The 25349-nt window shown below is 32.3% G+C and carries 27 protein-coding genes; 12 read left to right on the top strand and 15 right to left on the bottom strand.

Translation table 11 applies throughout. The features are described from left to right. Nucleotides 1-12: 12 nt before the first annotated feature. Both carB and rpmH read right to left on the bottom strand, forming a co-directional pair. Nucleotides 13-2865, bottom strand: coding sequence for a carbamoyl-phosphate synthase large subunit (carB, locus tag FUA22_RS16100; RefSeq protein ID WP_147769613.1), 2853 nt, complete (start codon nucleotides 2863-2865; stop codon nucleotides 13-15). A gap of 113 nt (nucleotides 2866-2978) precedes the next feature. After that, nucleotides 2979-3140, bottom strand: a complete 162-nt coding sequence (gene rpmH / locus FUA22_RS16095; RefSeq protein ID WP_027878648.1) for a 50S ribosomal protein L34 — start codon at nucleotides 3138-3140, stop codon at nucleotides 2979-2981. A gap of 210 nt (nucleotides 3141-3350) precedes the next feature. On the opposite strand from rpmH, the gene FUA22_RS16090 reads away from it, so the two are divergent. Beyond that, nucleotides 3351-3929, top strand: coding sequence for a DUF2892 domain-containing protein (locus FUA22_RS16090; RefSeq protein WP_147769612.1), 579 nt, complete (start codon nucleotides 3351-3353; stop codon nucleotides 3927-3929). 5 nt (nucleotides 3930-3934) lie between these two features. Here the strand turns inward: FUA22_RS16090 and FUA22_RS16085 are convergent, their stop codons facing one another. Next, nucleotides 3935-4864: a lytic transglycosylase domain-containing protein gene (locus tag FUA22_RS16085; protein WP_147769811.1), complete on the bottom strand. Its 930-nt coding sequence runs from the start codon at nucleotides 4862-4864 to the stop codon at nucleotides 3935-3937. Between the two features lie 35 nt (nucleotides 4865-4899). Beyond that, the gene (locus FUA22_RS16080; RefSeq protein ID WP_147769611.1) at nucleotides 4900-5565 is read right to left on the bottom strand and encodes an alpha/beta hydrolase; all 666 of its coding nucleotides are present in this window, start codon (nucleotides 5563-5565) and stop codon (nucleotides 4900-4902) included. A 123-nt stretch (nucleotides 5566-5688) separates the two neighbouring features. Here FUA22_RS16080 and FUA22_RS16075 point away from each other — a divergent pair, with 123 nt between their 5' ends. Continuing rightward, nucleotides 5689-5985: an N-acetyltransferase gene (locus FUA22_RS16075; protein ID WP_147769610.1), complete on the top strand. Its 297-nt coding sequence runs from the start codon at nucleotides 5689-5691 to the stop codon at nucleotides 5983-5985. Between the two features lie 56 nt (nucleotides 5986-6041). On the opposite strand, the gene FUA22_RS16070 is transcribed toward FUA22_RS16075, so the two are convergent. The 3 genes from FUA22_RS16070 to FUA22_RS16060 all read right to left on the bottom strand — a co-directional run bounded on the left by FUA22_RS16070 (nucleotide 6042) and on the right by FUA22_RS16060 (nucleotide 8522). Next, nucleotides 6042-6425: a hypothetical protein gene (locus tag FUA22_RS16070; protein WP_147769609.1), complete on the bottom strand. Its 384-nt coding sequence runs from the start codon at nucleotides 6423-6425 to the stop codon at nucleotides 6042-6044. Nucleotides 6426-6527: 102 nt separating this feature from the next. Continuing rightward, complete coding sequence (gene mtaB / locus FUA22_RS16065) at nucleotides 6528-7862, bottom strand: tRNA (N(6)-L-threonylcarbamoyladenosine(37)-C(2))-methylthiotransferase MtaB (RefSeq protein ID WP_147769608.1); 1335 nt, start codon at nucleotides 7860-7862, stop codon at nucleotides 6528-6530. A gap of 84 nt (nucleotides 7863-7946) precedes the next feature. Then, entirely contained in the window at nucleotides 7947-8522 is a 576-nt protein-coding gene (locus FUA22_RS16060; RefSeq protein WP_147769607.1) for a T9SS type A sorting domain-containing protein, read from the bottom strand. 138 nt (nucleotides 8523-8660) lie between these two features. Between FUA22_RS16060 and FUA22_RS16055 the strand changes: the two genes are divergently transcribed. Continuing rightward, a complete protein-coding gene (locus FUA22_RS16055) occupies nucleotides 8661-10265 on the top strand; it encodes an ABC transporter substrate-binding protein (RefSeq protein ID WP_147769606.1) in 1605 nt (534 codons plus the stop codon). Here FUA22_RS16055 and FUA22_RS16050 read toward each other — a convergent pair. The 4 genes from FUA22_RS16050 to FUA22_RS16035 all read right to left on the bottom strand — a co-directional run bounded on the left by FUA22_RS16050 (nucleotide 10262) and on the right by FUA22_RS16035 (nucleotide 13120). Beyond that, nucleotides 10262-10594, bottom strand: coding sequence for a hypothetical protein (locus tag FUA22_RS16050; RefSeq protein WP_147769605.1), 333 nt, complete (start codon nucleotides 10592-10594; stop codon nucleotides 10262-10264). The two genes, FUA22_RS16055 and FUA22_RS16050, sit on opposite strands and share 4 nt — an antisense overlap. A 5-nt stretch (nucleotides 10595-10599) precedes the next feature. Then, nucleotides 10600-11514 (bottom strand): TolB-like translocation protein, encoded by a 915-nt coding sequence (locus FUA22_RS16045; RefSeq protein WP_147769604.1) that lies wholly within the window; start codon nucleotides 11512-11514, stop codon nucleotides 10600-10602. Nucleotides 11515-11551: 37 nt separating this feature from the next. Next, a complete protein-coding gene (locus FUA22_RS16040) occupies nucleotides 11552-12727 on the bottom strand; it encodes a GlmU family protein (protein ID WP_147769603.1) in 1176 nt (391 codons plus the stop codon). Nucleotides 12728-12868: 141 nt separating this feature from the next. Beyond that, nucleotides 12869-13120 carry a type B 50S ribosomal protein L31 gene (locus tag FUA22_RS16035; protein WP_147769602.1) on the bottom strand — a complete coding sequence of 84 codons (252 nt, stop codon included), beginning with the start codon at nucleotides 13118-13120 and terminating at the stop codon, nucleotides 12869-12871. Between the two features lie 156 nt (nucleotides 13121-13276). Here FUA22_RS16035 and FUA22_RS16030 point away from each other — a divergent pair, with 156 nt between their 5' ends. The 7 genes from FUA22_RS16030 to FUA22_RS16000 all read left to right on the top strand — a co-directional run bounded on the left by FUA22_RS16030 (nucleotide 13277) and on the right by FUA22_RS16000 (nucleotide 20322). Next, a complete protein-coding gene (locus FUA22_RS16030; protein ID WP_147769601.1) occupies nucleotides 13277-13810 on the top strand; it encodes a DUF4199 domain-containing protein in 534 nt (177 codons plus the stop codon). A gap of 41 nt (nucleotides 13811-13851) precedes the next feature. Continuing rightward, nucleotides 13852-14811 carry a glycosyltransferase family 2 protein gene (locus tag FUA22_RS16025; protein WP_147769600.1) on the top strand — a complete coding sequence of 320 codons (960 nt, stop codon included), beginning with the start codon at nucleotides 13852-13854 and terminating at the stop codon, nucleotides 14809-14811. Nucleotides 14812-14919: 108 nt separating this feature from the next. After that, complete coding sequence (locus FUA22_RS16020) at nucleotides 14920-16650, top strand: phospho-sugar mutase (protein ID WP_170309951.1); 1731 nt, start codon at nucleotides 14920-14922, stop codon at nucleotides 16648-16650. Next, the gene (locus FUA22_RS16015) at nucleotides 16650-18485 is read left to right on the top strand and encodes an ABC transporter ATP-binding protein (protein WP_147769599.1); all 1836 of its coding nucleotides are present in this window, start codon (nucleotides 16650-16652) and stop codon (nucleotides 18483-18485) included. The genes FUA22_RS16020 and FUA22_RS16015 overlap by 1 nt, the downstream gene beginning before the upstream one ends. Before the next feature lie 294 nt (nucleotides 18486-18779). Continuing rightward, nucleotides 18780-19322: an RNA polymerase sigma factor gene (locus tag FUA22_RS16010; RefSeq protein WP_147769598.1), complete on the top strand. Its 543-nt coding sequence runs from the start codon at nucleotides 18780-18782 to the stop codon at nucleotides 19320-19322. Nucleotides 19323-19355: 33 nt separating this feature from the next. Continuing rightward, entirely contained in the window at nucleotides 19356-19841 is a 486-nt protein-coding gene (locus FUA22_RS16005) for a hypothetical protein (protein WP_147769597.1), read from the top strand. A 19-nt stretch (nucleotides 19842-19860) separates the two neighbouring features. Further along, nucleotides 19861-20322 carry a Spy/CpxP family protein refolding chaperone gene (locus FUA22_RS16000; RefSeq protein ID WP_147769596.1) on the top strand — a complete coding sequence of 154 codons (462 nt, stop codon included), beginning with the start codon at nucleotides 19861-19863 and terminating at the stop codon, nucleotides 20320-20322. A gap of 33 nt (nucleotides 20323-20355) precedes the next feature. Here FUA22_RS16000 and FUA22_RS15995 read toward each other — a convergent pair whose 3' ends face one another. From FUA22_RS15995 to FUA22_RS15980, 4 genes are all read right to left on the bottom strand, one after another. Then, nucleotides 20356-21390 carry a WD40/YVTN/BNR-like repeat-containing protein gene (locus tag FUA22_RS15995; RefSeq protein ID WP_147769595.1) on the bottom strand — a complete coding sequence of 345 codons (1035 nt, stop codon included), beginning with the start codon at nucleotides 21388-21390 and terminating at the stop codon, nucleotides 20356-20358. Between the two features lie 84 nt (nucleotides 21391-21474). Further along, nucleotides 21475-22104 carry an SCO family protein gene (locus FUA22_RS15990; protein ID WP_147769594.1) on the bottom strand — a complete coding sequence of 210 codons (630 nt, stop codon included), beginning with the start codon at nucleotides 22102-22104 and terminating at the stop codon, nucleotides 21475-21477. Next, nucleotides 22101-22667 (bottom strand): toxin-antitoxin system YwqK family antitoxin, encoded by a 567-nt coding sequence (locus FUA22_RS15985; protein WP_241664842.1) that lies wholly within the window; start codon nucleotides 22665-22667, stop codon nucleotides 22101-22103. The genes FUA22_RS15990 and FUA22_RS15985 overlap by 4 nt, the downstream gene beginning before the upstream one ends. Further along, nucleotides 22668-23438 (bottom strand): YHYH protein, encoded by a 771-nt coding sequence (locus FUA22_RS15980; RefSeq protein WP_147769593.1) that lies wholly within the window; start codon nucleotides 23436-23438, stop codon nucleotides 22668-22670. Nucleotides 23439-23535: 97 nt separating this feature from the next. On the opposite strand from FUA22_RS15980, the gene FUA22_RS15975 reads away from it, so the two are divergent. Then, nucleotides 23536-24750: an RsmB/NOP family class I SAM-dependent RNA methyltransferase gene (locus tag FUA22_RS15975; RefSeq protein ID WP_147769592.1), complete on the top strand. Its 1215-nt coding sequence runs from the start codon at nucleotides 23536-23538 to the stop codon at nucleotides 24748-24750. Nucleotides 24751-24801: 51 nt separating this feature from the next. After that, a complete protein-coding gene (locus FUA22_RS15970) occupies nucleotides 24802-25341 on the top strand; it encodes a dihydrofolate reductase family protein (protein WP_147769591.1) in 540 nt (179 codons plus the stop codon). The last annotated feature ends 8 nt before the right edge of the window (nucleotides 25342-25349 follow it).

Genomic DNA, 25349 nt, shown 5'->3' with positions numbered 1-25349 from the left:
ACACTTAATTATTTATTTACTTAAGTACATTTTTCGTCTAGAATATAGATCATAAAACTGATCATCTTTCAGGCTATCAATGAACAAAATACTCTCTCCAGTACTCTTCATTTCAGGGCCTAATGTTTTATCTACATTCGGGAACTTATTAAACGAGAATACTGGTTGTTTAATGGCATAGCCTTCTAATTCTGGTTTAAAGTTGAAATCTTTAACCTTATTTTCACCTAACATTAATTTAGTGGCATAATTCACATAAGGTTCTCCATAAGCTTTTGCAATAAACGGTACCGTTCTTGACGCCCTTGGATTTGCTTCTATAATGTAAACCATATCATCTTTTACCGCAAATTGAATATTAATTAAACCTACCGTATTAAGTGCTAGTGCAATCTTTTTAGTATGGTCTTTAATTTGCTGCATTACGAATTCACCCAAATTAAATGGTGGTAATGTAGAGTTACTATCTCCAGAATGAATTCCACAAGGCTCTATATGCTCCATTATACCTATTATGTAAACTTCCTCCCCATCACAAATAGCATCAGCTTCAGCTTCAATGGCACCTTCTAAATAGTGGTCTAATAATAACTTATTATTGGGTATACTATGTAATAAGCTCACAACGTGTTCTTCAAGTTCCTTCTCATTGATTACAATTTTCATTCCCTGACCTCCTAATACATAAGATGGTCTAACCAATATTGGGAAATCTAATTTTTTAGCAACCGCTAGAGCCTCATCTGCAGTTTCCGCTGTATCAAACTCTGGGTAAGGAATATTATTCTCTTTTAAAAGCGTTGAAAAACTTCCTCTATCCTCAGCTAAATCAAGAGATTCAAAGCTTGTACCTATAATTTTTACACCGTACTTAGTAAGTTTTTCAGCCAACTTCAAAGCGGTCTGACCTCCTAATTGAACAATTACACCTTCAGGCTTTTCATGCTTAATAATATCATAGATATGTTCCCAAAAAACTGGTTCAAAATATAATTTGTCAGCCGTATCAAAGTCAGTTGAAACTGTTTCTGGGTTACAGTTAATCATTATGGTTTCGTAACCACATTCCTGAGCAGCATATACACCATGTACACAGCAGTAATCAAACTCTATACCTTGTCCAATTCTATTTGGTCCAGAACCAAGAACAATTATTTTCTTTTTATCTGAAACTATACTTTCATTATCAGAGTATCTTTTACCATCTGCAGTTTGCATATCACTTTCAAATGTTGAATAGTAATATGGAGTTTTTGCTTCAAATTCAGCAGCACATGTATCCACTAATTTATAAACACGATTAATACCTAGTTCTTCACGTTTGTTGTAAACCTGGCTTTCTAAGCAACCCAACATATGCGCGATTTGTCTATCACCATAACCTTTTTGTTTAGCTTCAAGCAATAAAGGTTTATCTATAGAATCTATATTGAAAGTAGATATTTCTTTTTCAAGGAAAAACAATTCTTCATATTGCTTTAAGAACCACATATCTATTTTGGTGATTTCATGGATTCTGCTCAATGGAATTCCCATTTTTATAGCATCATAAATTATGAAGACGCGATCCCATGAAGCGAACTTTAATTTTTCTATTACTTCATCATAATTCTTGTTCTCTTTACCATCAGCTCCTAAACCATTGCGTTTAATTTCTAATGATTGAGTAGCTTTGTGTAGAGCTTCTTGGAATGAACGCCCAATACCCATAACCTCTCCAACAGCTTTCATTTGAAGCCCTAATGTTCTGTCAGAACCTTCAAACTTATCAAAATTCCAACGTGGTATTTTTACAATCACATAATCCAAAGTTGGCTCAAATAAAGCAGAAGTAGATTTTGTAATTTGATTATTCAATTCATCTAAATGATATCCTAAAGCAAGTTTTGCAGCAATCTTAGCAATTGGATATCCAGTTGCTTTACTTGCCAATGCCGAAGAACGTGACACACGTGGATTAATTTCAATAGCAATAATATCTTCTTTCTCATCAGGACTTACAGCAAATTGCACATTACAACCACCTGCAAAATCACCAATACTGCGCATCATGTGAATTGCCATATCACGCATTTTTTGATAGGTTCTATCGCTTAATGTCATTGCCGGTGCCACCGTAATTGAATCTCCTGTGTGGATACCCATTGGGTCCATATTTTCAATAGAACAGATAATCACTACATTATCGTTAGAGTCTCTAAGTAACTCTAATTCGTATTCTTTCCATCCTAATAGTGCTTTATCTATCATCACCTCGTGGATAGGTGATATTTCTAAACCATGACGCAGTAGCTTATCAAAATCTTTTTCATCATAAACAATAGCAGCACCCGCTCCCCCAAGAGTAAAAGAAGAACGAATACATAAAGGAAAACCAAATTCTTGTGCTATTTCTTTTCCTTTTAAAAATGAAGAAGCTGTAGCTTGTGGAGCCATAGCTACACCTATTTTTTCCATTAACTCCCTAAACTGCTCTCTATCTTCTGTAATGTTAATAGCATCAATATTAACACCAATAAGTTCAACTCCAAAATCTTTCCAAATCCCTTTTTCATCAGCCTCAATAGCTAGATTTAGAGCTGTTTGACCACCCATTGTTGGCAAAACAGCATCAATTTGAGGGTGTTCTTTTAATATTTTTATTATTGACTTAGTATTCAAAGGCAACAAATATACATGATCTGCCATAGAAGGATCAGTCATAATAGTTGCCGGATTGGAATTAATTAAAATAGTTTCAATTCCGTCCTCTCTTAAAGAACGTAATGCTTGCGAACCTGAATAATCAAACTCACACGCTTGTCCAATAATAATAGGGCCAGAACCAATAATTAGTATAGATTTTAAATTAGGATTTTTTGGCATTTTTATAAAGTATTCTAGTGTAAATAAATTAGTTGCAAAAATAGTAATTGCTAAACATAAAAAAAGGCGTTACACTTAAGCAACACCTTTAATTTATAAACAATTGTTAATCATTATTTTTTATGTCTTGTTTCAGATGACACAGACAATTTCTTTCTTCCCTTAGCCCTTCTACGAGCAAGTACTTTTCTTCCATTAGCAGAAGCCATTCTTTCTCTAAAACCATGTTTGTTTCTTCTCTTTCTTTTTGATGGTTGAAACGTTCTTTTGCTCATTGTCTTATATCTTTAAATACTGAATTGTAATTTTTTTATTCTGATTTTGACCCTTTCTCAAAACTGAGCGCAAATATACAACAGTTTTTTATTTCACAAACCCATTTTAATAATATTTTTTATAGAAAAATTTAGTTTCTTTGCAATTCAAAACAAAATTGCAGAATTAATGGGTAAAAGCACCCATTTTAAATAAAACAAAAATATAAAATGTATAATAAAATTATAAAATTAATCATTGCTATTGGAGTTATTGCTTATGCTGTTTATCAATTTATTGAGGGTGAAATAGGTAATGGTATAGCCCTAATTTTTCTTGCGGCTGTTTTTGTATTTCTATACTTTAAGAATGAATTTATTCTTTTGGCGTTTTTAAGACTTAGAAAGCAAGACTTTGAAGGTGCAAAAAAATGGTTGAATAAAATTAAAAACCCTGAAGGTGCTTTAGTAAAAAAACAACAAGGTTATTATAATTATTTACATGGAATAATGGTAGCTCAAACTAATATGAATGATGCCGAAAAATATTTTAAAAAGGCCATTTCATTGGGGTTATCTATGAAACATGATTTAGCTATGGCTAAACTAAATCTAGCTGGTGTAGCTTTTTCTAAACGAAGAAAACAAGAAGCTCAAAAATTATTAACAGAGGCACAGCAACTAGATAAACATGGTATGCTAACTGATCAGATTAAAATGATGAAGCAAAATATGAAACGTGCTGTTGGACCCAACCAACATTTTGGAACTGGAGGCTCACTAAGATCCCAAAAAAGAAAAAGTAGATAATTAATTTACTGAACTAAATCATAATACCCTTCTTTAGGTATTTCAATTTCATAAAGTTTCCTAGTCTTATTATTGAGATGTCTTTCACGTAACCAAGGATTATGCAACTTCAGTATCTTATAATTAATACCGAATTTCTGCGCAAACTTTGAGAAATCAGTCACTGCCGAATCCACCTCAACTTTAAAAGTTGGTACATTGGTATATAAATCTTTTTCTCTAAAATTAAAACCATACTTGTCTGGGTTAGAAAGAATTTCTTTCAAAGCAACAATTCTAAACAAGTATCGGCCTGTTTCCTCTCCTAAAAGTAGATCGTAGTAATCCGTAACATTTTGCTCTTTCAATCTACGGGAAACACCTGCTTTACCAGCGTTGTAAGCTGCCGCAGCCAAAGTCCAAGACCCTAAACTCTCTTTAGCTTCTAAAAGGTATTTACAAGCAACTTCAGTTGCTTTCTCTAAGTGGTATCGTTCATCTACATTAGTATTGACCTCTAAACCATTTTCTTTTCCTGTAGCTTTCATAATCTGCCAAACTCCCCTAGCACCTGCAGGAGAAACGGCATTGGTTAAACCACTTTCTATTACCGCCAAATATTTAAAATCATCAGGCACGCCATGTTTATTTAATATCGGTTCAATTATAGGAAAGTGCTTTTTTGAACGTTTGAACATCAATAAACCATTAGATTGCCAATAGGTATTTACTAACAATTCTCGATCCATTCGTTCCAAAATATCTGGATTATTTAACGGAAGAGCTTCGCCCGCAAAATCTAAATCATCTGGTACTTGTAGTGCATAAACGTTATAATCGTTTATTAGTTTTTTTTCAAAATTTTCATCAGTAGGTGCGTCTTGGAGGGCATAAATAAATAAAATACATAAACTTAACAATCCCAAGCACGCTAAAAGGCGTTCTGCTATCTTCATCATTAAAAGTTTTGCCTAAAATTAACAAAATTGAGCTAATTTTCAAGAATAATACGGGCTAAATGTGTATTAAACCACTTGAATTTATTAATAATCATGATATGAGTACCTTGAGGAATGGTAATACAATCACTAATATTTTTAATTGGAAAAACAGCATCATTATCTCCATGAACATGAATAATACCTTTTGGAGCTTTATTTTGATCCCAACAAACCATATGCTTAATAGCCCAACTCAAATACCTATTATCATTAACAGATAAGAATTTTTTATACAATTTTAAACGCTTTGTAAAGTTCTTTCCGAAAGCATATTTTTCTAAAACATCAACCTTACTTGCCAAATGTGTAGGTAATAATTTATAGGCCCCAGTTGATTTTGCCAATTGCATATGTATAGGCATTTCATTTTTAGATTTTACACTAGAAACAATTATTAACTTCCTTAATTTGACGTGTTTACTCATTTCCTGCACTAATACACCACCAAAAGAAACACCCAGCAACACAATATTATCATGCTTTATTTTTTTGGTCATTCTAAGAGCGTAGTCGCTTAGAGATTCATTCTCAATTGGAAGCATCCATTCCAGATAATAAATTTCAAATATATCCTCGGGAAGTTTTATGTTTTCAAAAATTAATGGACTGGCAGCCATTCCCGGCATTAAGTAAATGGGTATTAACTCTTGACTCATAAGTTATTAACACTTATTTTACTTTATGTTAACATTTTTTTTTCGTACTTTTGCAAAACAAATTTATGCAAATAGCACTCACTATTTACTAGATTCCTTAAGAAATATAAAACAAATAATATTATGGTTGATGCTGCTGAGTTAATAGACAATGATTTTTTACGTCAGTTTGAAATGAAAATTGATAATCATTTAGCAAAAATTGAATACTCTCTACAGGAACGAAAAATATTCTTAACTAAGTTAATTATCCCAGAAGAAATTAAGAGTGAGGATTTTAGTAAAGAATTTTTAGCCACTGTTTTTGAACAAATTGAAACGCGCAATTTAAGTGTAGTTCCTACAAGTCCTGAAATCGCGAAATTTGTTAGAAGAAATAGAAAATACAAACGTATGCTTCCTGTTGGTGTAAGGATTTAATTTTACAAAAAAGACACATAAGAAAATCCGGAGTATTTTAACTTCGGATTTTTTTATTAATAACTTTGAATATCATCAGACACTTTAGAAAAAGTTAAATCTTGTGATGAACTTAACGCAAGTTGTCCGTTAGATTTTAAAATATACCTTAGCTCAGATACACCATTCAAATTAACAGTAATCATACTTTCTTGAGTATTCCAATCAAAATTGGTTGCGCTTGAGGTTATCTCACCAGAATTGTATGCATTGGTATTTATACTTATCCCTGTATTATCAGAAACAAAAACTAGTTTGGAAACAGAACTATAATCTTGATGTATATCTGTTCTTTCCCAGACTCCAATCAAATCAGTATTGAAATCAACATCGTCATTAGAACACGATGAAAATGATATAAAAGAAAATACAATTAACGCTAAAGTAAGTAGGTTTTTCATGCTTGGGGGCTTTACTTGCAACCAAAAGTACCTTGACATGTAGTCCCGTTCAAAAATAATCGGTAAACACCACCAAACATCGGTGTTTCACCAGTTATACCTTTAATTACTGGCAAAAATTTCAACAAACTCAAACCGAACTAGACCATCTTCATCAATTTTGGTAAGCTCAACCCTATGTAATGTATTGACTAATTCAGGATTCCAAGGCGTTTTAACCTTTACGTAATTTTCTGTAAACCCATAAATAAACCCTTCTTTATTTTCACTCTCAAATAAAACGGTTCTCTCACTACCTATTTGACTTTCGTAAAATGCACGCCGCTTTTTAACTGAAAGCCCTCTTAACATTTTACTTCGTTTACTTCTAACATTATTCGGCACTACTCCATCCATTTCAGAAGCTTCCGTATTATCTCTTTCTGAATATGTAAATACGTGTAAATATGAGATATCCAATTCATTCAAAAAATTGTAGGTCTCAAGAAAATGTTCATCGGTTTCACCGGGGAAACCAACTATAACATCCACTCCAATACAGGCATGAGGCATTACCTCTTTTATTTTAGACACCCTATCTACATACAATTCACTCAGATAACGACGCTTCATTTTTTTTAGCATCTCATCATTTCCACTTTGTAATGGCACATGGAAATGAGGCACAAACGCTCTGGATTTGGAAACTAAATCAATAGTTTCATTTTTTAGTAAATTAGGTTCTATTGAAGAAATACGCAAACGCTCTATACCTTCAACCTTATCTAATTCGGTAACTAAATCTAAAAAAGTATGTTCGTGTTTTTTATTACCAAACTCACCTTTTCCGTAATCCCCAATATTAACTCCAGTTAATACTATTTCTTTAATGTTTTCGGCAGAAATATCTCTTGCATTTTTAAGTACATTCTCCATAGTATCACTTCGTGAAATACCACGAGCTAAAGGGATAGTACAATATGTGCATTTATAATCACACCCATCCTGAACCTTTAAAAAAGCTCTAGTTCGGTCTCCGATGGAATAAGAACCCACATAGAAATCGGCTTCTTCAATTTCACAAGAATGCACTTCTCCAAAATCATTCTTAGTAAGATCGTTAAGATAATCGGTTATTTTAAATTTCTCTGTAGCACCAAGAACTAAATCTACACCATCAACATCAGCCAATTGTTCAGGTTTTAATTGTGCATAACATCCCACGGCCGCAATAAATGCTTTATCATTCGCTTTTTGTGCTTGCTTTACAATGGTTTTAAAACGCTTGTCAGCATTTTCTGTAACCGAGCAAGTATTTATTACATAAATATCTGCCTTTTCAGAAAAATCTACTCTGTCAAAGCCTTCGGTTACAAAATTTCTGGCAATGGTAGATGTCTCCGAAAAATTAAGCTTACAGCCTAATGTATAAAATGCAACTTTTTTCCTTGTTCTCATTTCCTTTTAAAAACTGCGCAAAGTTAGTAAAAAAAGAGCGTTTCATTTGAAACGCTCACTACAAAACTATTATTAAATATAAAATTATTGCTTAACTATCTTTTTTACAAAAATTCTGTTAATAGATTCTACTTTAAGAATATATATACCAGACGGAATGCCGGAAATATCATATTCAGATTGGCCGATTACCTCATATACTTTTTTACCTACAACGGAATACAAACTAACCCGTTCGGGTATAATTTTACCGTCCAAATTAATCTTTAAAATACCTGAAGATGGGTTAGGTAAAATAGATATGTTTTTCTTGAAAAATTCTTCATCAGAAAGAATTGTTATACTTCCACTAGCGTCATAAGCACAAACAGTCCCTCCACCAAAATCTACTGACATTTCATAAGTTGATGGTGGTGTTCCACTATCAATGGCATATTTAAGATTAACACCGCTACAACTTACAAAGTTGTATGTTAGAGCGCCATCAACAGTTATTGTTAAAGGCCAACCTATACAGCCTTGACCATTTTCTAATACAAATGTTGGTGTTGATGGTGTACTTCCTGCTGAAGTTTTAATAGAATTAGGACAAGTAAGTTGTGCATGAGAGAATACACAAAAAAAAGGCACAAGAAATGCCATAAAGTAAAGTTTCTTCATTTTAATTTGAGATTTTAATTGTTAATAATAGCAACATGGAAATACTTCCATTATTTTTATGACACTCAAACCCGAAAAAAGTCACAAGAATTAATTTCTTTTAGGAGAACAATAAAAGCCATATTTTTGAAACACTTTATGACAATAAAATATTTCTATACTATAGCTTTAATTGGCTTTTTTTTACTTAATTCCTGTAATAAAAACCAATCTAAATATTCAGAAAACTTAGTTTTTAGGTATAACGAATATGCCAATATTAACACTTTAGACCCGGCTTTTTCAAGAACACTACAGGACAACTCCATAAACAATCAGCTTTATAACGGCTTGGTTCAATTAGATGATGCTTTAAATATTGAGCCTTGTATTGCTAAAAATTGGACAATCTCTGGAGATGCCATAACATATACTTTCAACTTAAGAAATGATGTGTTTTTCCACAAACATCCTTTATTTGGAAAAGATTCTACAAGATTGGTGGTTGCAAAAGATTTTGAATATAGCCTAAATCGTTTGAGAGATAAAAAAGTGGCAGCATCAGGAAGTTGGGTATTAAACAAAGTTCATGACTTTAAAGCGGTAAACGATACTATTTTTCAAATTGAATTAAAGCAACCCTTTCCTGCTTTTATAGGATTACTTACTATGAAATACTGTTCAGTAGTTCCAAAAGAAATTGTTGAGCATTATGGAATAGATTTTAGATCGACACCTATTGGTACTGGTCCTTTTAAATTTAAACGATGGGAAGAAAATATCAAACTAGTACTTAGAAAGAACGAAAACTATTTTGAAAAAGATTCCGTTGGCAATACATTGCCGTATTTAGAAGCTGTATCACTTACTTTTTTACCTGATAAACAAAGTGAATTTTTACAGTTTGCCCAGGGAAATATCGATTTTGTTTCAGGTTTAGATGCTTCTTACAAGGATGAACTTTTAACTAGCACTGGAAAACTTCGAGATCAGTATCATGAAACAGTAAACATGATTCGAGGACCATATTTAAACACAGAATACCTCGGGTTTTATTTAGATTCCGAAACTCCTGAAATACAATCTAAACTCATACGAAAAGCGATAAACTACGGTTTTAATCGCAAAAAAATGATGCTTTATTTAAATAATGGGGTTGGTAATCCCGCTAATGGTGGATTTATACCTATTGGACTAGCAGGCTATGATAAATCTAATGGCTTTACTTATCAACCTGAAAAAGCGAAACAATTAGTAGAACAATTTAAAAATGAAAGTGGTATTCCAAATCCTGAAATCACATTGGTTACCACTAGTAATTATTTAAGTTTTTGCGAGTTCATTCAGCGCGAGTTAGAAAAAGTTGGTTTAACCATTAATGTTGATGTTATGCCTGAAGCTTCTTTAAGAAATGCTCGATCAAACGGAAAAGTTGACATGTTTAGAAGCTCTTGGATTGCCGATTATTTAGATGCCGAAAACTATTTATCAATATTCTATAGCAAGAATTTTGCCCCAAACGGTTCTAATTATTTTCATTTTAAAAACAAAATTGTAGATAGTTTATACAATAAAGCCTTTACCATTACCAATATTGAAGAACGTAAAATTTTATACAAAACCATAGATTCCATAGCCATGAATAATGCCATTATGGTGCCCTTATTTTATGATGAAGTGATACGTTTTACTAGAAAAAATGTAAAAGGTTTAGGAATTAACCCCATTAATTTATTGGATCTAAGACAAGTCAGAAAAAACTAAATGTCTTCCGAATGCTTTCCTATATCTTGAATTTCATCTTTAACTACAACAATAGTTTTTTTCCATTTAGTTTCAAGTATTATATAAAAGCCCCAAACCGCCAGTAATCCAGCAGGGATACCCAATAAATTCCACCCAAAACTATTATCCCAATCTATACCCCAATCAAAAAGGACGTCCAAAATCCCTAATAAAAATCCTAGCATCATGGCAGCGGCATAATAAACCACCACACTTAAAATAGCATATAACCACTTTTTTTGATTATACTCAATTGATAAATCATAAAATCGTTTTCCAATAAAATAGATTAGTAATAATCCTAACATAAGTTTTAATTCTTTTTAAAAAAATAAATATCGTCGTCTCCTTTACCCTTGATTCTTTTGGAAACCAAATAGCCGGCTGCACCGCTAACCGTCATAATTAATGAAAAATCGTCTTTATTGCTATTTAAAGGTTTTGGTAATTTTTTGGCTTTGGTAAATGCACCATCTGCACCTATAATACTTTTATAAATATCATATCCACCAAAGCCTCCGGGTCTATTTGAAGCGAAATATAAAGTGTTTTCTTCAGTTAAATAAGGAAACATTTCTCTGCTATATGAATTCACCATACTTCCAAGATTTTTTGGTTCAGAATAACTATTATTCCCCAATACCTCTACTTTAAAAATATCTGAGCCTCCTTTAGTGGTCTCTTTGCCTCCTCTAAAATTTGCAGTAAAATATAGTGTTTTTCCATCTTTACTCAGTGTAGGGTGGGCATAAGAATATCTCGGCTTACAAAAAGGAAGAACATTGAAATTTGTCCAGCCTATACCTTCCTTATATTCGGCAACCTCAAGATGAAAGTTATTCATATTAAAGTCACCTTTAGGTTTAGTTTTATTGGTATATCTTATTGTTATATATAGCTGTTTCCCATCCGGTGATATTGTTGCACTAGTAATATGTGACTTATTTTGTTTGGGATCAATAGTAAGAGGTTCAATACTTATTATGCCTCCAGCCCCATCTAGTGTTCCTTGAAAAACACCCAATGATGGTTCACCTTGATACCGCTTCACTTTTCCTTTTTTATCAACTAAATACGAAGTAAAAAGCACTTTTCCTTCACCAAATTGCATTAATCCAAAGTGCGGAAATTCATTATTTAAACTTAGATTAGTAATAGAATATTCCTCTGTTTGCGCATAAGAAATCAAACTAAAGAATAGGATTATAGGGCAAATTATAAGTTTCATAACTTAGTCTTATAAAAAACTAAAGTTACTAAAAGTTTTACTCTCTTCTATATTTTTTTGTTTCTTCAAAGACATATTCTAATATCTCCTTTTCCTGATTTGTAAATTCAACACCTCTTCTTTGCATTACAACCTTGGTAACCTCAAAAGCCTTTCTAGTTAAAAATGTAGTAAACCCAGATTTACCACCCCAACTAAAACTAGGCACGAAATTTCTAGGAAAACCACTACCAAATATATTAGCACTCACACCAACAACTGTACCTGTATTGAACATAGTATTAATACCACATTTACTATGATCTCCCATCATTAAACCACAAAATTGCAGCCCTGTTTTGGCAAAACCTTCGGTCTGATAATCCCATAACCTAACCTCTGCATAGTTGTTTTTTAAATTTGAAGTATTGCTATCCGCTCCTAAATTACACCACTCTCCTAAAACAGAATTTCCTAAAAAACCATCATGCCCCTTACTTGAATAACCAAAAATTACAGAGTTATCAATTTCTCCTCCTACTTTACTAAAGGGACCGATAGTGGTTGGTCCATAAATTTTAGAAGACATTTTGACAATAGCATTATCACACAAAGCAAAAGGACCTCTAATCATGCTTCCTTCCATAATTTCCGTGTTCCTGCCTATGTAAATAGGACCATTTTCTGCATTCAATGAACATAAAGGCAACTTTGCGCCTTCTTCAATAAAAATATTTTCTGAATGAAAAGCAACAGTCATTTCAGGAATCGGCTGAGAATTTCTATCCTTAGTAATTAATTCAAAATCTTCTTGAATAGCCACTCCATTTTTTGAAAAAATATCCCAAGTGTTTTCAATTTTAAGACATTCACCTTCAAACTCTAAAGCTGTGTAAGTATTAAGGTCTATATCTTCTTGCCCTTTATTAGCAAAAAAAGCTATAACATCTTCACCTTTAAAAATAGCTTGATCTTCCACAAGGGTTTTTATCATTTCCACCAATTCTAAATTTGGCAGATAAGACGCATTAACCATTACATTTTCGTCCATCTCTACCATAGGAAATTTATCAGAAAGATAATCTTCTGTTACAGTAGTAGTTGTTGTATCTAGAAAAGTTTCCCACTTTTCACGAATAGTAAAAATGCCAACTCTAATATCGGCTACCGGACGTGTGTAAGTAAAGGGTAATAAATTATTTCTTGATGGTCCGTCAAATAAAATGTAATTCATTTCGAAAGTTGAAGTTTTTCAAACATGAGGTTATGCTAAAACCTCTAAAGATTATAAATCAAAAGTAAAGTAATTACCCAAATAAAAAAAGCCTTTCTAAAACAGAAAGGCTTCAAAATATTATTATACAAACAACTTAGTTTATTTCTTAAACTTAGCGTATTTAGTTTTAAACTTATCAATACGCCCAGCAGTATCTACTAATTTAGATTTACCAGTATAGTAAGGGTGAGAAGTTCTTGAAATCTCCATTTTCACAAGTGGATACTCAACACCATCAACCTCAATAGTTTCATTAGTATCTGCAGTAGATTTTGTTAAAAACACATCGTCATTAGACATATCTTTAAATGCTACTAATCTATAATTTTCTGGATGTATACCTTTTTTCATCGCTTTACGCTTTAAATCTTAATTTTTCGAGGTGCAAATTTAACTATTCTTTATAAATAAACAATACTTTTTTGTTAATTTTTATTTCTACTTTTTGTGTAACTAATTGGTATCTTTGAATACTAACCTTTCAACTAACAAATTAATTAAAATATTATGGAAAAATCCTTTAAATCCATTGCTAAAGATTATGGATTATATCTTGGTACAATTCTAACTTTAGTTACTGTTGCTGCTTACGCAATTAACTTAGACCTTTTTGTAAACACATGGTTTGGAATTTCTATTTATATAATAGGAATTGCTTTAGGTATACTTGCCATTGTTAAAGCAAAAAAGCACCTTAATGGCTACATTAGTTTCAAAGAATCGTTTACAGCATATTTTATAAGTATAGTAATTGGTCTTTCAATAGTAACATTAGTCTCTTTCATAATATTCAATTTTATTGATACAGAAGCCGCGGTTATTTTAAAAGAGAAATCTCTTGACAAAATTGTTCAAGTTTATAAAAACATGAATCAATCGGAGGAAAAAATTGCGGAATTAGTTGAAAAAATGGAATCAGAAAATTTATTTTCACTAAAAAACTCGGCTATATCCCTGCTAATTAATTATTTATTGCCATTATCTATAATTGGATTGCTAGTTGCAGCAGCAATGAAAAAAAGTAAACCAGAGACCGAATAAATTCATTATTTTTGAAATCATCAAATTTTGACATTTTTTAAATGAATATATCTGTAGTTATACCACTACTTAACGAACAAGACTCTTTAAAAGAATTACATGATTGGATTGCTAAAGTTATGCTGTCCAATCATTTTTTGTATGAAATCATTTTTATTGATGATGGTAGTACAGATGATTCTTGGAAAGTCATATCTGATTTGGCTAATAAAAATAAAGCTGTAAAAGGTATCAGATTTTTAAAGAACTTTGGTAAATCTCAGGCGCTACATGCTGGTTTTGAAAAAGCCCAAGGAGAGGTAGTGATTACTATGGATGCCGATTTACAGGATAGCCCTGAGGAAGTCCCGGATTTATACAATATGATTGTTAAAGATGGGTTTGATTTGGTTTCAGGCTGGAAAAAGAAACGTTATGACTCTGTTATTTCTAAAAACCTTCCTTCTAAACTATTTAATTGGGCTGCCAGAAAAACCTCAGGTGTTAAACTACACGATTTTAATTGCGGATTAAAAGCCTACAATATTGACGTTGTAAAAAACATTGATGTTAATGGTGAAATGCATCGTTATATTCCGGTACTATCAAAAAATTCTGGATTTACTAATATAGGTGAAAAAGTGGTGCAGCATCAAGCAAGAAAATATGGTGTAACCAAATTTGGAATGAACCGTTTTTTACATGGCTTTTTAGATCTTATTACCATTTGGTTTATTTCTCGTTTCGGCAAGCGCCCTATGCATTTATTTGGGGCCTTAGGAGTGATTATGTTTGTTATTGGTTTTACAGCTGCAGGCTATATTGGTTTTATGAAGTTATACAAATTAGCCAATAACTTAAAAACAATTTTAATTACAGATAATCCTTGGTTCTATATTTCATTGGTAACTATGATTATTGGAACACAATTTTTTGTTGCGGGCTTTTTAGGTGAAATAGTTTTACGTACTAAACAAGATAAAAAACGATATTCCATAAAGGATGAATTGAATTTTTCATAATTAAAATTGTTTTTCCTAATAATTATTTAATTAATTTAAAATCACCTTTTTTAAAACTCAAGTTTTTAATCAATTGATTACTTTTGCATTGGAATTTTTTAACAGATTATGATTTACATTGAACCAAAGATTTTAGAGAGAATTAACACATGGTTAACTCCAACTTTTGATAGTGACACTCAAACTTTCATTAAAGAAAGTATTGCTAACAACCCAAAGGATATACAAGAAAGTTTTTATAAAGACTTAGAATTCGGCACCGGTGGTATGCGAGGTGTCATGGGCGTTGGAACCAATAGAATTAATAAATATACTCTAGGAAAAAGCACCCAAGGATTAAGTGACTATTTAAAAAAATATTTCCCTGGTGAAAACATTAAAACGGTTATTGCTTATGATTGCCGACATAACAGTAAAACGCTTGCAAAAGTAGTTGCTGATGTATTCTCAGCAAACGGAATTGAAGTTTATCTGTTTGAAGATTTGCGTCCTACCCCAGAGTTATCATTCGCTGTAAGGCATTTAAATTGCCACTGCGGTATTGTATTAACTGCATCACATAATCCACCAGAATACAATGGCTATAAAGTTTATTGGCAAGACGGCGGGCAATTAGTACCACCTCATGACGAAGCTGTAATCAATACTATTAATGAATTGGATTATGCCGATATAAAGTTTGATGCAAATGATGGTTTAATTAATTATATTGGTTCAGATATAGATGATGTATTTATTGATGCCTCAGTTAAAAATGGTAGTTTAGGCTTAAGTCAAGAAGCTAAAGACAATTTAACTATTATTTTCACGTCACTCCATGGAACATCAATTACAGCGGTTCCTGAAACCTTAAAACGTGCTGGTTATAAAAATATTCATATTGTTAAAGAACAGGAAGTACCAGATGGTGATTTTCCAACAGTAGCATCACCAAATCCTGAAGAACCTGCTGCTCTTAAAATGGCTTTAGAATTAGCCGATAAAGTTAATGCTGATATTGTTATTGGAACTGATCCTGATTGTGATAGATTAGGAGTTGCAGTAAGAAATTTAGATAATCAATTGGAACTTTTAAACGGGAATCAAACTATGGTTATGATGACTGATTTTCTTTTAAAACTTTGGAAAGCTGAAGGTAAGATTAAAGGGAAAGAGTTTATTGCCTCAACTATAGTATCTACACCAATGCTAACTAAAATGGCAGAATCTTATGGGGTAGACAGTAAAATTGTTTTAACAGGTTTTAAATGGATTGCAAAACTTATTTATGATTATCCAGAATTAGACTTTATTGGTGGCGGTGAAGAAAGTTTTGGGTATATGGTAGGAGATTTTGTTCGTGATAAAGATGCGGTAACTTCTACACTTTTAGCTATTGAAATTGCAGCTCATGCAAAGGCTAACGGAAGTTCTGTTTATGAAGAACTTATTAAGCTTTATGTTGAACACGGTTTCTATAAGGAAAAATTAGTGTCTTTAACTAAAAAAGGCATTGAAGGTGCTGAAGAAATCAAACAAATGATGGTTGATGCAAGGAAAAATCCTTTAACAGAAGTAAATGGATCTAAAGTGGTAAAAATTGAAGACTATCAATTATCCATTTCTAAAAACATGGTTACCGGAGTTGAAAGCCCAATAGATATTCCAAAATCTAATGTATTAATCTATTATACAGAGGACGGAAGTCAAGTGGCCCTAAGACCAAGTGGAACAGAACCAAAAATAAAATTTTACGTGAGTGCGAACACTGCTTTAGACAATTTGGCAGCATTCAAGACTACGGAACAAGAGTTGGACACTAAACTTGATACAATCCTTAAGGATATGAAACTCATTTAATGAACCACTTTTATAACATATTAAGGTACGCTATACCTTATAAGCGTTTCGCAATAGGACACATTATTTCTAATGTGTTTTTTGCGTTATTTGGAACCCTTTCATTCGTTGCATTAAAGCCTATGCTTGATGTTATTTTTAAAAGTGAAAAAGTGATTCCTACTGAAAAACCAACGTATTCCGGTTTAATGGAAATTGGAGAGTATGCAGAGAATTTTTTAGCATACCAAATGAATATTTTTACCGATGGAGACAAATCAAAGGCGCTTGTTTTTGTTATTGTATTAATTATTACCATGTTCTTTTTAAAAAACCTTTCTGGTTATTTAGCCAATTATTTTCTGGTTTTTTTAAGAAATGGTGTTATCAGAGACTTAAGAAATAATGTCTATAAAAAAACGGTTGAATTACCACTCTCCTATTTTTCTGAAAAACGTAAAGGAGATATTTTAGCTAGAGTTACCAGTGATGTACTAGACTTACAATATTCCTATTTATCCGTTTTAGAGCTATTGGTTAGAGAACCTTTAACCATTATTTTTACAATAACTGCCATGGTAATCATAAGTGCAAAACTCACCCTGTTTGTATTTATTTTTATCCCTATTATGGGTTTTATTATTTCTTTGATAGGTAAAAGTTTAAAACGGAAATCAGATCGCGTGCAAAAAGAACAAGGTTTGTTCTTATCTACCCTAGAAGAAACCCTTACCGGACTACGTATTATAAAAGGATTTAGCGTTGAAGATAAATTCAATGAAAAATTCCAAGAATCAACAAGTCGTTTTTACAACTTTTCAAACAAGCTACTAAACCGACAAAATTTAGCATCCCCAACTAGTGAATTTTTAGGTATCTGTATGATTGCAATTATATTATGGTATGGCGGAAATCTAATTTTAAGTGGCAACTCAAATTCTTTATTAGACGGTAGCACCTTTTTGGTGTATATGGGGTTATCTTATAATATTCTTACTCCCGCAAAAGCCATATCTCGTGGGCTTTACAATATTAAAAAAGGTGGTGCTGCAGCTGAAAGAATACAAGAAATTATTGATAGTGAAAACCCCCTAAAGGATAAACAAGACGCTATTGAAAAAGTAGGTTTTAGTTCTGAAATTGAATTCAAAAATATATCTTTTAAATATGAAGACGATTATGTTTTAAAAGATTTCTCCTTAACCATTCCTAAAGGAAAAACAGTCGCTTTAGTTGGGCAATCTGGTAGTGGAAAATCAACCATTGCAAACTTAATAACACGTTTTTACGATGTCAATAAAGGGCAAATATTAATAGATGGTATTGATATTAGAGACCTTACTACAGCTTCATTAAGGGCTCAATTAGGTATTGTAACCCAAGACGCCATTCTATTTAATGAAAGCATTAAAGAAAACCTGCTTTTAGGAAAAGAAAATGCTACTGATGAAGACATCATTGAAGCTTTAAAAGTAGCAAACGCATGGGAATTTGTAAAAGACCTTCCAGAAGGTATTAACACTAACATTGGAGATTCAGGAAACAAACTTTCCGGTGGTCAAAAGCAACGTTTAAGCATTGCAAGAGCGGTGTTAAAAGGCCCTCCTATAATGGTTCTTGATGAAGCGACTTCTGCACTCGATACTGAGAGCGAACGCTTGGTTCAAGTAGCACTTGAGAATATGATGAAAAACAGAACCTCAATAGTCATTGCCCACAGGTTATCTACTATTCAAAATGCCGATGAAATTGTGGTTTTAAACAAAGGTGAAATTGTTGAAAAAGGTAAACACAACGAACTTATAACCAAAAGTGGTATCTATAAAAAGTTAGTTGAAATGCAGAGTTTAGATTAAAACCTAAACCTTATAAAAGTAAAAAAGGATAGAGATTTGGGCTTCTATCCTTTTTTTTAGTTCATTGCTAGACTTGGGGACGACTAACAACATAAGTAGGTTTCTGGTACAAACATAAAACAAATAAGACTACTGCACAAGAAAAAAATGCACTTTATCTAATTAAAATGCTTTTTATCGATGTTTTTATTTTTAAATGACAGAAAATCAACCATTTAATTTTTTGAATAAATTTAAAAAATTTTAAATTTAAACTTTAGTATATTTATTTAGTCTAAAGACCAAATTTTGTTTGTGCCAAACGAAGAAGAACTATTACTACAACTAAAATCTGATGCCCATAAAGAGCAAGCCTTTAGAGCGCTTATATCGCTTTACAAAGAACGCTTATATTGGCACATTAGAAACATTGTTAAGTCTCATGATGATACAGACGATGTTCTTCAAAACACCTTTATAAAAGTTTTTAAAAATATTAATAACTTTAAGGGTGATAGTAAATTGTACTCGTGGATGTACAGAATTGCTACTAATGAATCCATAACCTTTATAAATAAAAACGCCAAAAGGTTACAGATAACAAGTGAAGAAGTTCAAGAGTTAGCCATTAATAATCTAAAATCAGATACATATTTTGAGGGTGATGCCATTCAATTAAAATTACAAGAGGCCATTGCCACTTTACCTGAGAAACAACAACTAGTGTTTAACATGAAATATTTTCAGGATTTAAAATACAAAGAGATGTCTGATATTTTAGAGACTAGTGAAGGCGCTTTAAAGGCCTCATATCATATTGCAGTAAAAAAAATTGAAATGCACTTAACTCAAGATTAAACCTTTATAAAATTATTTAGTCTTATAAATAAGATGAAAAAAAATAAATTACATAATATAAAAGAAAGTGGTTTTAATGTCCCTAATGGATATTTTGATTCACTTGAAGATAATATTATGAGTGAGTTAAAACTCAAAGAGTTCTCCAAGAATTCTGGTTTTAAAACACCCGATAATTATTTTGATGCTATTGAAGACACCATTCTAAATAAAGTTTCACTGAATAAAGAAACCAAAGTCATTAAGCTATTCAACAGAAGTACCATTGCATACGCTTCTAGTATTGCAGCGGCTGTTTTATTATTATTTAGCTTATCTATTTTTAGTAACCAGGACGAAGAACTGGATTATGAAACGGTTGAGAATTATATTTTAAATGAAAATTTTGACTCTTATGAGATTGCTTCTTTGTTAGATGAAGAGGATCTTTCCGAAGAAAACTTTATAGAATTTAATATTGAAGATGAAGCCGTAGAAGATTACATTTTTGATAATTTAGACGTTGAAGATTTATATTAAAACAATAAAATATAAACAAATGAAAACATATATACTCTCCATTTTAATATTTTTATTTACGTTCAGTCTTTCTGCACAAAAGCCTGACCATGATAAAATTCAATCTTTAAAAGTGTCATTTATAACTGAGCAATTAGATTTAACCAAAGAAGAGGCTCAAGCTTTTTGGCCTGTTTATAATGAGTTTGACAAGAAGAACAACAAACTCAGATATCATGAAATGCGCAGTATAAGACGAGAGATTAAAGAAAGCATAAGCACTCTTACTGATGCAAAAGCTGATGAACTTTTAAACAAGTTAAATAACTTAGAGTCTAGTTTACAAAAAAACAGATTGGAATTTGCTACTAAGATTAGAACTATTTTATCTCCTAAAAAAATAATTAAATTAAAGATTGCCGAGGAAGATTTTAAAAGAAAAATGTTAGACCAATGGAAAAGCCGAAGAAAAGGTGGCGGACCACAAGGTAACAGACCATAAAATTAAAAAGAGAAGCTAAAAGCTTCTCTTTTTTTATTCTCTAAAAGTTAGTTTAGATATTCTACCTGCACCAGCTGCATAAGCAACCGAATCATTTAAAAACCTGATTGTATAAAAACCTTCATCACTCAAGTGTTTCCAAGACTCACCGGCATCATTGCTATAATCAATACCTTTAAAACCAATTGCCACTAACTCCTTCCCTTCACTGTTAGGCATATATTGCACACAACTTCTGTATCCAGGGTTTTCATTTTCAGCAACTAATTGCCATGTTTTACCACCATCTGTAGTTTTAATTTTATTAGCGGTATTATCATCAGGTTTTGTATAATCACCTCCAATAGCATAACCGCTTAGTTCATCATAAAAGTCTATAGAATATATCCCTTCCGTTTCTTTATCCTTAATAATTGGCGTATCAAAAACCTCCCAAGTTTGTCCTTTATCGGGCGAATAATAAACACGTCCAGCGGTTGTAGCTACCCATGTCTTATCACCAACAATAGCAATATTGGAATCACTAGCTGCAAAAGCACCTTCGTCTTTGAGTCCTTTTGGTAATTCATCACAGGTCAGTTTTGTCCAAGAATTTCCTCCATCCCTGGTAATAATAACACTTAAACAACCATCGGTAGAATCGCCAATGGCAATACCTTCTTTATCATTCCAAAAATCCATAGAATCGTAAAAGATTTTGGGATGGTTTTCTTGATAGACTAGTTCTTTGTAATGATTGAAAATCAATGCTGGATTCCCTATACTTGCCATATAATAATGTGATGATGAATATGCAATAGATCTAAACTGCATTTCTAGGGAATCAAACTTTTGTTGACTAATAACCCATTCGTTTGAATTTAGGTATATTTCTCCGAAAGCGTTTCTATTTCCAGCAAATTGCAAAGTTTCATTTTTAAATATTTCTATCGCCCTAATACTTAACATAGAATCTTTTAAAATATGCTTTATTTCCACTTTAGAAATATTTCTAGAAACAAATTTATCTTCCTTTCTACAAGAAAAACAACAAACGACTACAACTAAAAACAACAATAATTTCTTCATAAACTTCAATTTCTATAAAAGTAAAAAAGCTCCGTAAAAAATTACGAAGCTTTTTAGAAAAATAGAAATCTAACCAACCAAAGATTAAGATTCCTCCCTTAAAATTTCTATATGTCTGTATAAACGTTCTACATCAATAGGCAGGGTGCCATTGTAAACTCCCCGTATATGGCCTTTTTTATCAACCAAAACAAAATTCTCGGTATGAATAAAATCACTTTCAACTTGAGTTTTTGTAAAATCTTCATCGGCAAAGTATCCATTTCTGGCCATAGCGTATAACTCATCCTTATCTCCTGTAACTAGGTGCCATTTATCTATATCTACATTATTGTTTGCAGCATATTCATTTAGTATTGGCACAGAGTCTCGCCACGGCATTACCGTATGAGATAGCAACATAATATCTTCATCATTTTTATAGGTCTCCTGGATACTGGCCATATTTTTAGTCAACTTCGGACAGATTCCAGGGCAACTAGTAAAAAAGAAATCAGCTATATATATTTTTCCTTCAAAAGTTTGATTATTTACAACCTCACCATTTTGATTCGTAAATGAAAACTCAGGAATTCTATGTGTAGCATCCTCCCAATTTGGTGTAAAATCAGCTGAATTAAAATAAGGCAACCTTGTTACATTGCCAGATTCTTTGACATCCTTTTTACAAGCAAATAGCATTGAGAAAATTAATAAAAAAGTTTTAATTCTCATTTTATTTCATCACTGTTTACTGTTACCGTGTAACACTTTTTTAATCCTATTAAACCAAAACGTTCACCATTAATCACTTCATAATTAGACTTAATACTTCCGTCAGGTTTCCAAAGTTTTTGAGACCCCACTTCCTTTCCCTTTTTATAATTGAAGTCTCTAAATAAACGGCCATCTGCATACCATTCTTTTACATTTCCATGAAATTCACCTCTATCATTAAAATGGTATTCAAACTTATGTGATCTATTTTCCCACCAAGCTTTATGAACCCCAATCTTTACACCTTCCTCATAAAAACGTTCAATGGCCAAAGCTCCGTTAACAAACCATTGCCTTTCTGCCCCATCCTTCTTTCCTTCAATATAAACTACTTCAGACTGTAGCTGTCCGTTAGAAAAAAAGTTCTGAAGTATTCCTGTAAAAGGATTTTCATCGAACTCTAAAACCCCATTATTAAGAATTAATTTTTCTTTAGAAACATCTAAAACTATAGTCTCTGGTTTCTTACAAGAAACGAGTATTAAAAGAATTAAGCAGATATGTAAGACCGAAAACTTCAATTATCTTGAAACATTTCCTGGGGTTCCAAAAAAACCATTACCATTTAAATATGGGTCTTCATTGGTGATATGGTAGTGATAAATACCATCAGGAAAATCCGCAGTTGCACCAAAATGCCCGTGATAATTATCTAAATCAGCATTGATAATGGTCTCTCCATCTTCAACAGGCCCGTAAACCGGAAAACCGTCAGAGAGCAAACCCAAAAAAGCATTCTCTCCAAACTCTTGGGTTAAGAAAGTGGGCTCAATATGATAATGGTAATTATCTTGTCCTGCAGGGTGTCCTAAATATTGATCAAAAGAATTAATTTCATTTGTTAGGGGTGATCCTCCTGCTGCATACTGATTAAAAAATACTACGCCATTTCTGGCTATACCAATGGGTCCCATTGGTGTTGCTTGCTTATTTGTAGCTTCCTCTGGTTTTAATGAAATTGTGAAAACAATATTTTGAGCTGCAATTCTATTTGGGTTTAAATTAAATTGGCTATTGTTTCCATTATAATCTTCATGCAGCGGATTTGTTTCCGGCCAATATGGACTAGTATGATTTGGCAAATCCTGAGTTGTAAAGGTTACTGTATTTCCGTTTACTGCATAGGACAATCCAGTGCCCGAAAACTTTGAAAGTATACCACTAATATCATAATCTGTATTAGTAGGTTGTTCATCTTCTTGAAGGACTTCTGAATCATCTCCATTGGAACATGCTATAAAAATCAAAACTAATAATACCGGTGAAAGGAATAAATTCTTCTGTAATTTCATATTTCAAGTTTTTTCTTTAAGACTGAACAAATAACAAAAGGTTTAAAAGGTATAGACAAATCAATATTAGTTACCTTTGCAATCTTATTTGATAAAGATGCGATTACACAGAAATTTATGCTTTGCGGTTATTGATGGTTTAACTTCTATTTTTAATGAAGATGAATATGCCGATAAGGTTATTCAGAAGCTATTAAAAAGAGACAAGCGCTGGGGAAGTAGAGACCGTGGTTTTGTTGCCGAAACCACTTATGACATTGTACGTTGGAAACGATTATATGCTGAAATTGCTGAAGTTAAAGAACCTTTTGATAGAGATAATTTGTGGCGTATGTTTGCTGTTTGGGCTACTTTAAAAGGCATTAAATTACCTGATTGGAAATATTTTGAAGGCACACCAACAAGAAAGATTAAAGGTAAGTTTGATGAGCTTTCCAAAAGCAGGGTATTAAGAGAGTCTATACCAGATTGGATTGACGACATGGGTGTTGCAGAATTGGGTGAAGTTAAATGGACCAAAGAATTAGCAGCACAGAATAAACAAGCCGATGTTATTTTAAGAACCAATACGCTTAAAACAACTAAAGAGAAGTTACAAAATTTACTGTTTGACCAAAATATTGAAACCGAATTCATTAAAGGTTACCCTTCCGCTTTAAAACTAACAGAACGCGCTAATGTTTTTGTTACCGAGGCTTTTAAAAAAGGCTTTTTTGAAGTTCAAGATGCCTCGTCTCAGATGGTAGCTGAAATGCTTGATGTAAAACCAGGCATGAAAGTAGTAGATACTTGTGCTGGTGCCGGTGGAAAAACATTACATATTGCCTCTTTAATGCAGAATAAAGGGCAAATTGTAGCCATGGATATTTACGAAAGTAAACTTAAAAAACTTAAAATTAGAGCCAGACGTAACGGTGTACATAATGTAGATTTAAAAGTTCTTGATTCTACCAAACCGATAAAAAAATTATACAATAAAGCAGATCGTGTTTTAATTGATGCCCCTTGTTCTGGCCTAGGTGTATTACGTAGAAATCCAGATGCCAAATGGAAATTAGAACCAGAGTTTATAGACCGTATTAGAGGAGTACAACAAGATGTTTTACAGAAATATTCTAAAATGGTAAAACCTGGTGGTAAATTGGTTTATGCTACTTGTTCTGTATTGCCTTCTGAAAATCAAAATCAAGTGCAGGCGTTTTTAAAGACTGAAGCAGGGACAGAATTTACTTTTGTAAAAGACAAAAAAGTTTTGGCTCATGAGTCTGGTTTTGATGGATTTTATATGGCGCTTTTAGAACGTAAAGCTTAGACTTGTCATTCCTAACTTGTTTCAGAATTACATCTTCCCTATCTTGGTTTTATGAAACCAAAAAACATCGTATTCGTAGGAAAAAGCATTGACAACTATATTGCAGGAAAAAATGGCGAATTGGATTGGTTAGACATGATTCCAAATCCAGACCAACTAGACATGGGTTATAATAACCTTATGGATGAAATTGATGCCATTGTGATGGGAAGAACCTCGTTTAAAACGGTTTTAGGTTTTGATATTGAGTGGCCTTATAAAAAGCAGGTCTTTGTTTTAAGCAGGTCTTTGAAAACCGTACCGAAAAACATTGAAGACAAGGTAACTTTAATAAAAGGTGATGAAAACGAAGTTTTAGAAACTATTCATAAAAAAGGATTTAACAAACTGTACATTGATGGAGGTAAGGTGGTTCAGAATTTTTTAAAGCAGGATTTAATTGATGAATTACGCTTAACAACCATTCCTATAGTTTTAGGTGATGGTATTTCGTTGTTTGAAGCGTTACCAAAATCTTTGGAGTTTGAGCATGTAAAAACCGAAGTGTTTTATAATGAAATTGTTCAGAGTTGTTATAAACGAAAGAGATAGGTTACCAA

It is taken from the genome of Seonamhaeicola maritimus, from assembly GCF_008056315.1.
GTDB classification, from domain to species: domain Bacteria; phylum Bacteroidota; class Bacteroidia; order Flavobacteriales; family Flavobacteriaceae; genus Seonamhaeicola; species Seonamhaeicola maritimus.
Note: the sequence above shows the minus strand (reverse complement) of the source record. Positions and strands in the feature narration are given on the sequence as shown.

Coding starts and splice junctions, on each gene's coding strand:
- mtaB (WP_147769608.1), bottom strand. CDS start 7,862: ATGAGAACAAGGAAAAAAGTTGCATTTTATACATTAGGCTGTAAGCTT.
- FUA22_RS16070 (WP_147769609.1), bottom strand. CDS start 6,425: ATGAAAAACCTACTTACTTTAGCGTTAATTGTATTTTCTTTTATATCA.
- FUA22_RS16015 (WP_147769599.1), top strand. CDS start 16,650: ATGAACCACTTTTATAACATATTAAGGTACGCTATACCTTATAAGCGT.
- FUA22_RS16055 (WP_147769606.1), top strand. CDS start 8,661: ATGACAATAAAATATTTCTATACTATAGCTTTAATTGGCTTTTTTTTA.
- FUA22_RS15980 (WP_147769593.1), bottom strand. CDS start 23,438: ATGAAATTACAGAAGAATTTATTCCTTTCACCGGTATTATTAGTTTTG.
- carB (WP_147769613.1), bottom strand. CDS start 2,865: ATGCCAAAAAATCCTAATTTAAAATCTATACTAATTATTGGTTCTGGC.
- FUA22_RS16085 (WP_147769811.1), bottom strand. CDS start 4,864: ATGAAGATAGCAGAACGCCTTTTAGCGTGCTTGGGATTGTTAAGTTTA.
- FUA22_RS15995 (WP_147769595.1), bottom strand. CDS start 21,390: ATGAAGAAATTATTGTTGTTTTTAGTTGTAGTCGTTTGTTGTTTTTCT.
- FUA22_RS16025 (WP_147769600.1), top strand. CDS start 13,852: ATGAATATATCTGTAGTTATACCACTACTTAACGAACAAGACTCTTTA.
- FUA22_RS16020 (WP_170309951.1), top strand. CDS start 14,920: ATGATTTACATTGAACCAAAGATTTTAGAGAGAATTAACACATGGTTA.
- FUA22_RS15975 (WP_147769592.1), top strand. CDS start 23,536: ATGCGATTACACAGAAATTTATGCTTTGCGGTTATTGATGGTTTAACT.
- FUA22_RS16075 (WP_147769610.1), top strand. CDS start 5,689: ATGGTTGATGCTGCTGAGTTAATAGACAATGATTTTTTACGTCAGTTT.
- FUA22_RS15990 (WP_147769594.1), bottom strand. CDS start 22,104: ATGAGAATTAAAACTTTTTTATTAATTTTCTCAATGCTATTTGCTTGT.
- FUA22_RS16045 (WP_147769604.1), bottom strand. CDS start 11,514: ATGAAACTTATAATTTGCCCTATAATCCTATTCTTTAGTTTGATTTCT.
- FUA22_RS16050 (WP_147769605.1), bottom strand. CDS start 10,594: ATGTTAGGATTATTACTAATCTATTTTATTGGAAAACGATTTTATGAT.
- FUA22_RS16000 (WP_147769596.1), top strand. CDS start 19,861: ATGAAAACATATATACTCTCCATTTTAATATTTTTATTTACGTTCAGT.
- FUA22_RS16035 (WP_147769602.1), bottom strand. CDS start 13,120: ATGAAAAAAGGTATACATCCAGAAAATTATAGATTAGTAGCATTTAAA.
- FUA22_RS16040 (WP_147769603.1), bottom strand. CDS start 12,727: ATGAATTACATTTTATTTGACGGACCATCAAGAAATAATTTATTACCC.
- FUA22_RS16060 (WP_147769607.1), bottom strand. CDS start 8,522: ATGAAGAAACTTTACTTTATGGCATTTCTTGTGCCTTTTTTTTGTGTA.
- rpmH (WP_027878648.1), bottom strand. CDS start 3,140: ATGAGCAAAAGAACGTTTCAACCATCAAAAAGAAAGAGAAGAAACAAA.
- FUA22_RS16080 (WP_147769611.1), bottom strand. CDS start 5,565: ATGAGTCAAGAGTTAATACCCATTTACTTAATGCCGGGAATGGCTGCC.
- FUA22_RS16030 (WP_147769601.1), top strand. CDS start 13,277: ATGGAAAAATCCTTTAAATCCATTGCTAAAGATTATGGATTATATCTT.
- FUA22_RS16005 (WP_147769597.1), top strand. CDS start 19,356: ATGAAAAAAAATAAATTACATAATATAAAAGAAAGTGGTTTTAATGTC.
- FUA22_RS16090 (WP_147769612.1), top strand. CDS start 3,351: ATGTATAATAAAATTATAAAATTAATCATTGCTATTGGAGTTATTGCT.
- FUA22_RS15970 (WP_147769591.1), top strand. CDS start 24,802: ATGAAACCAAAAAACATCGTATTCGTAGGAAAAAGCATTGACAACTAT.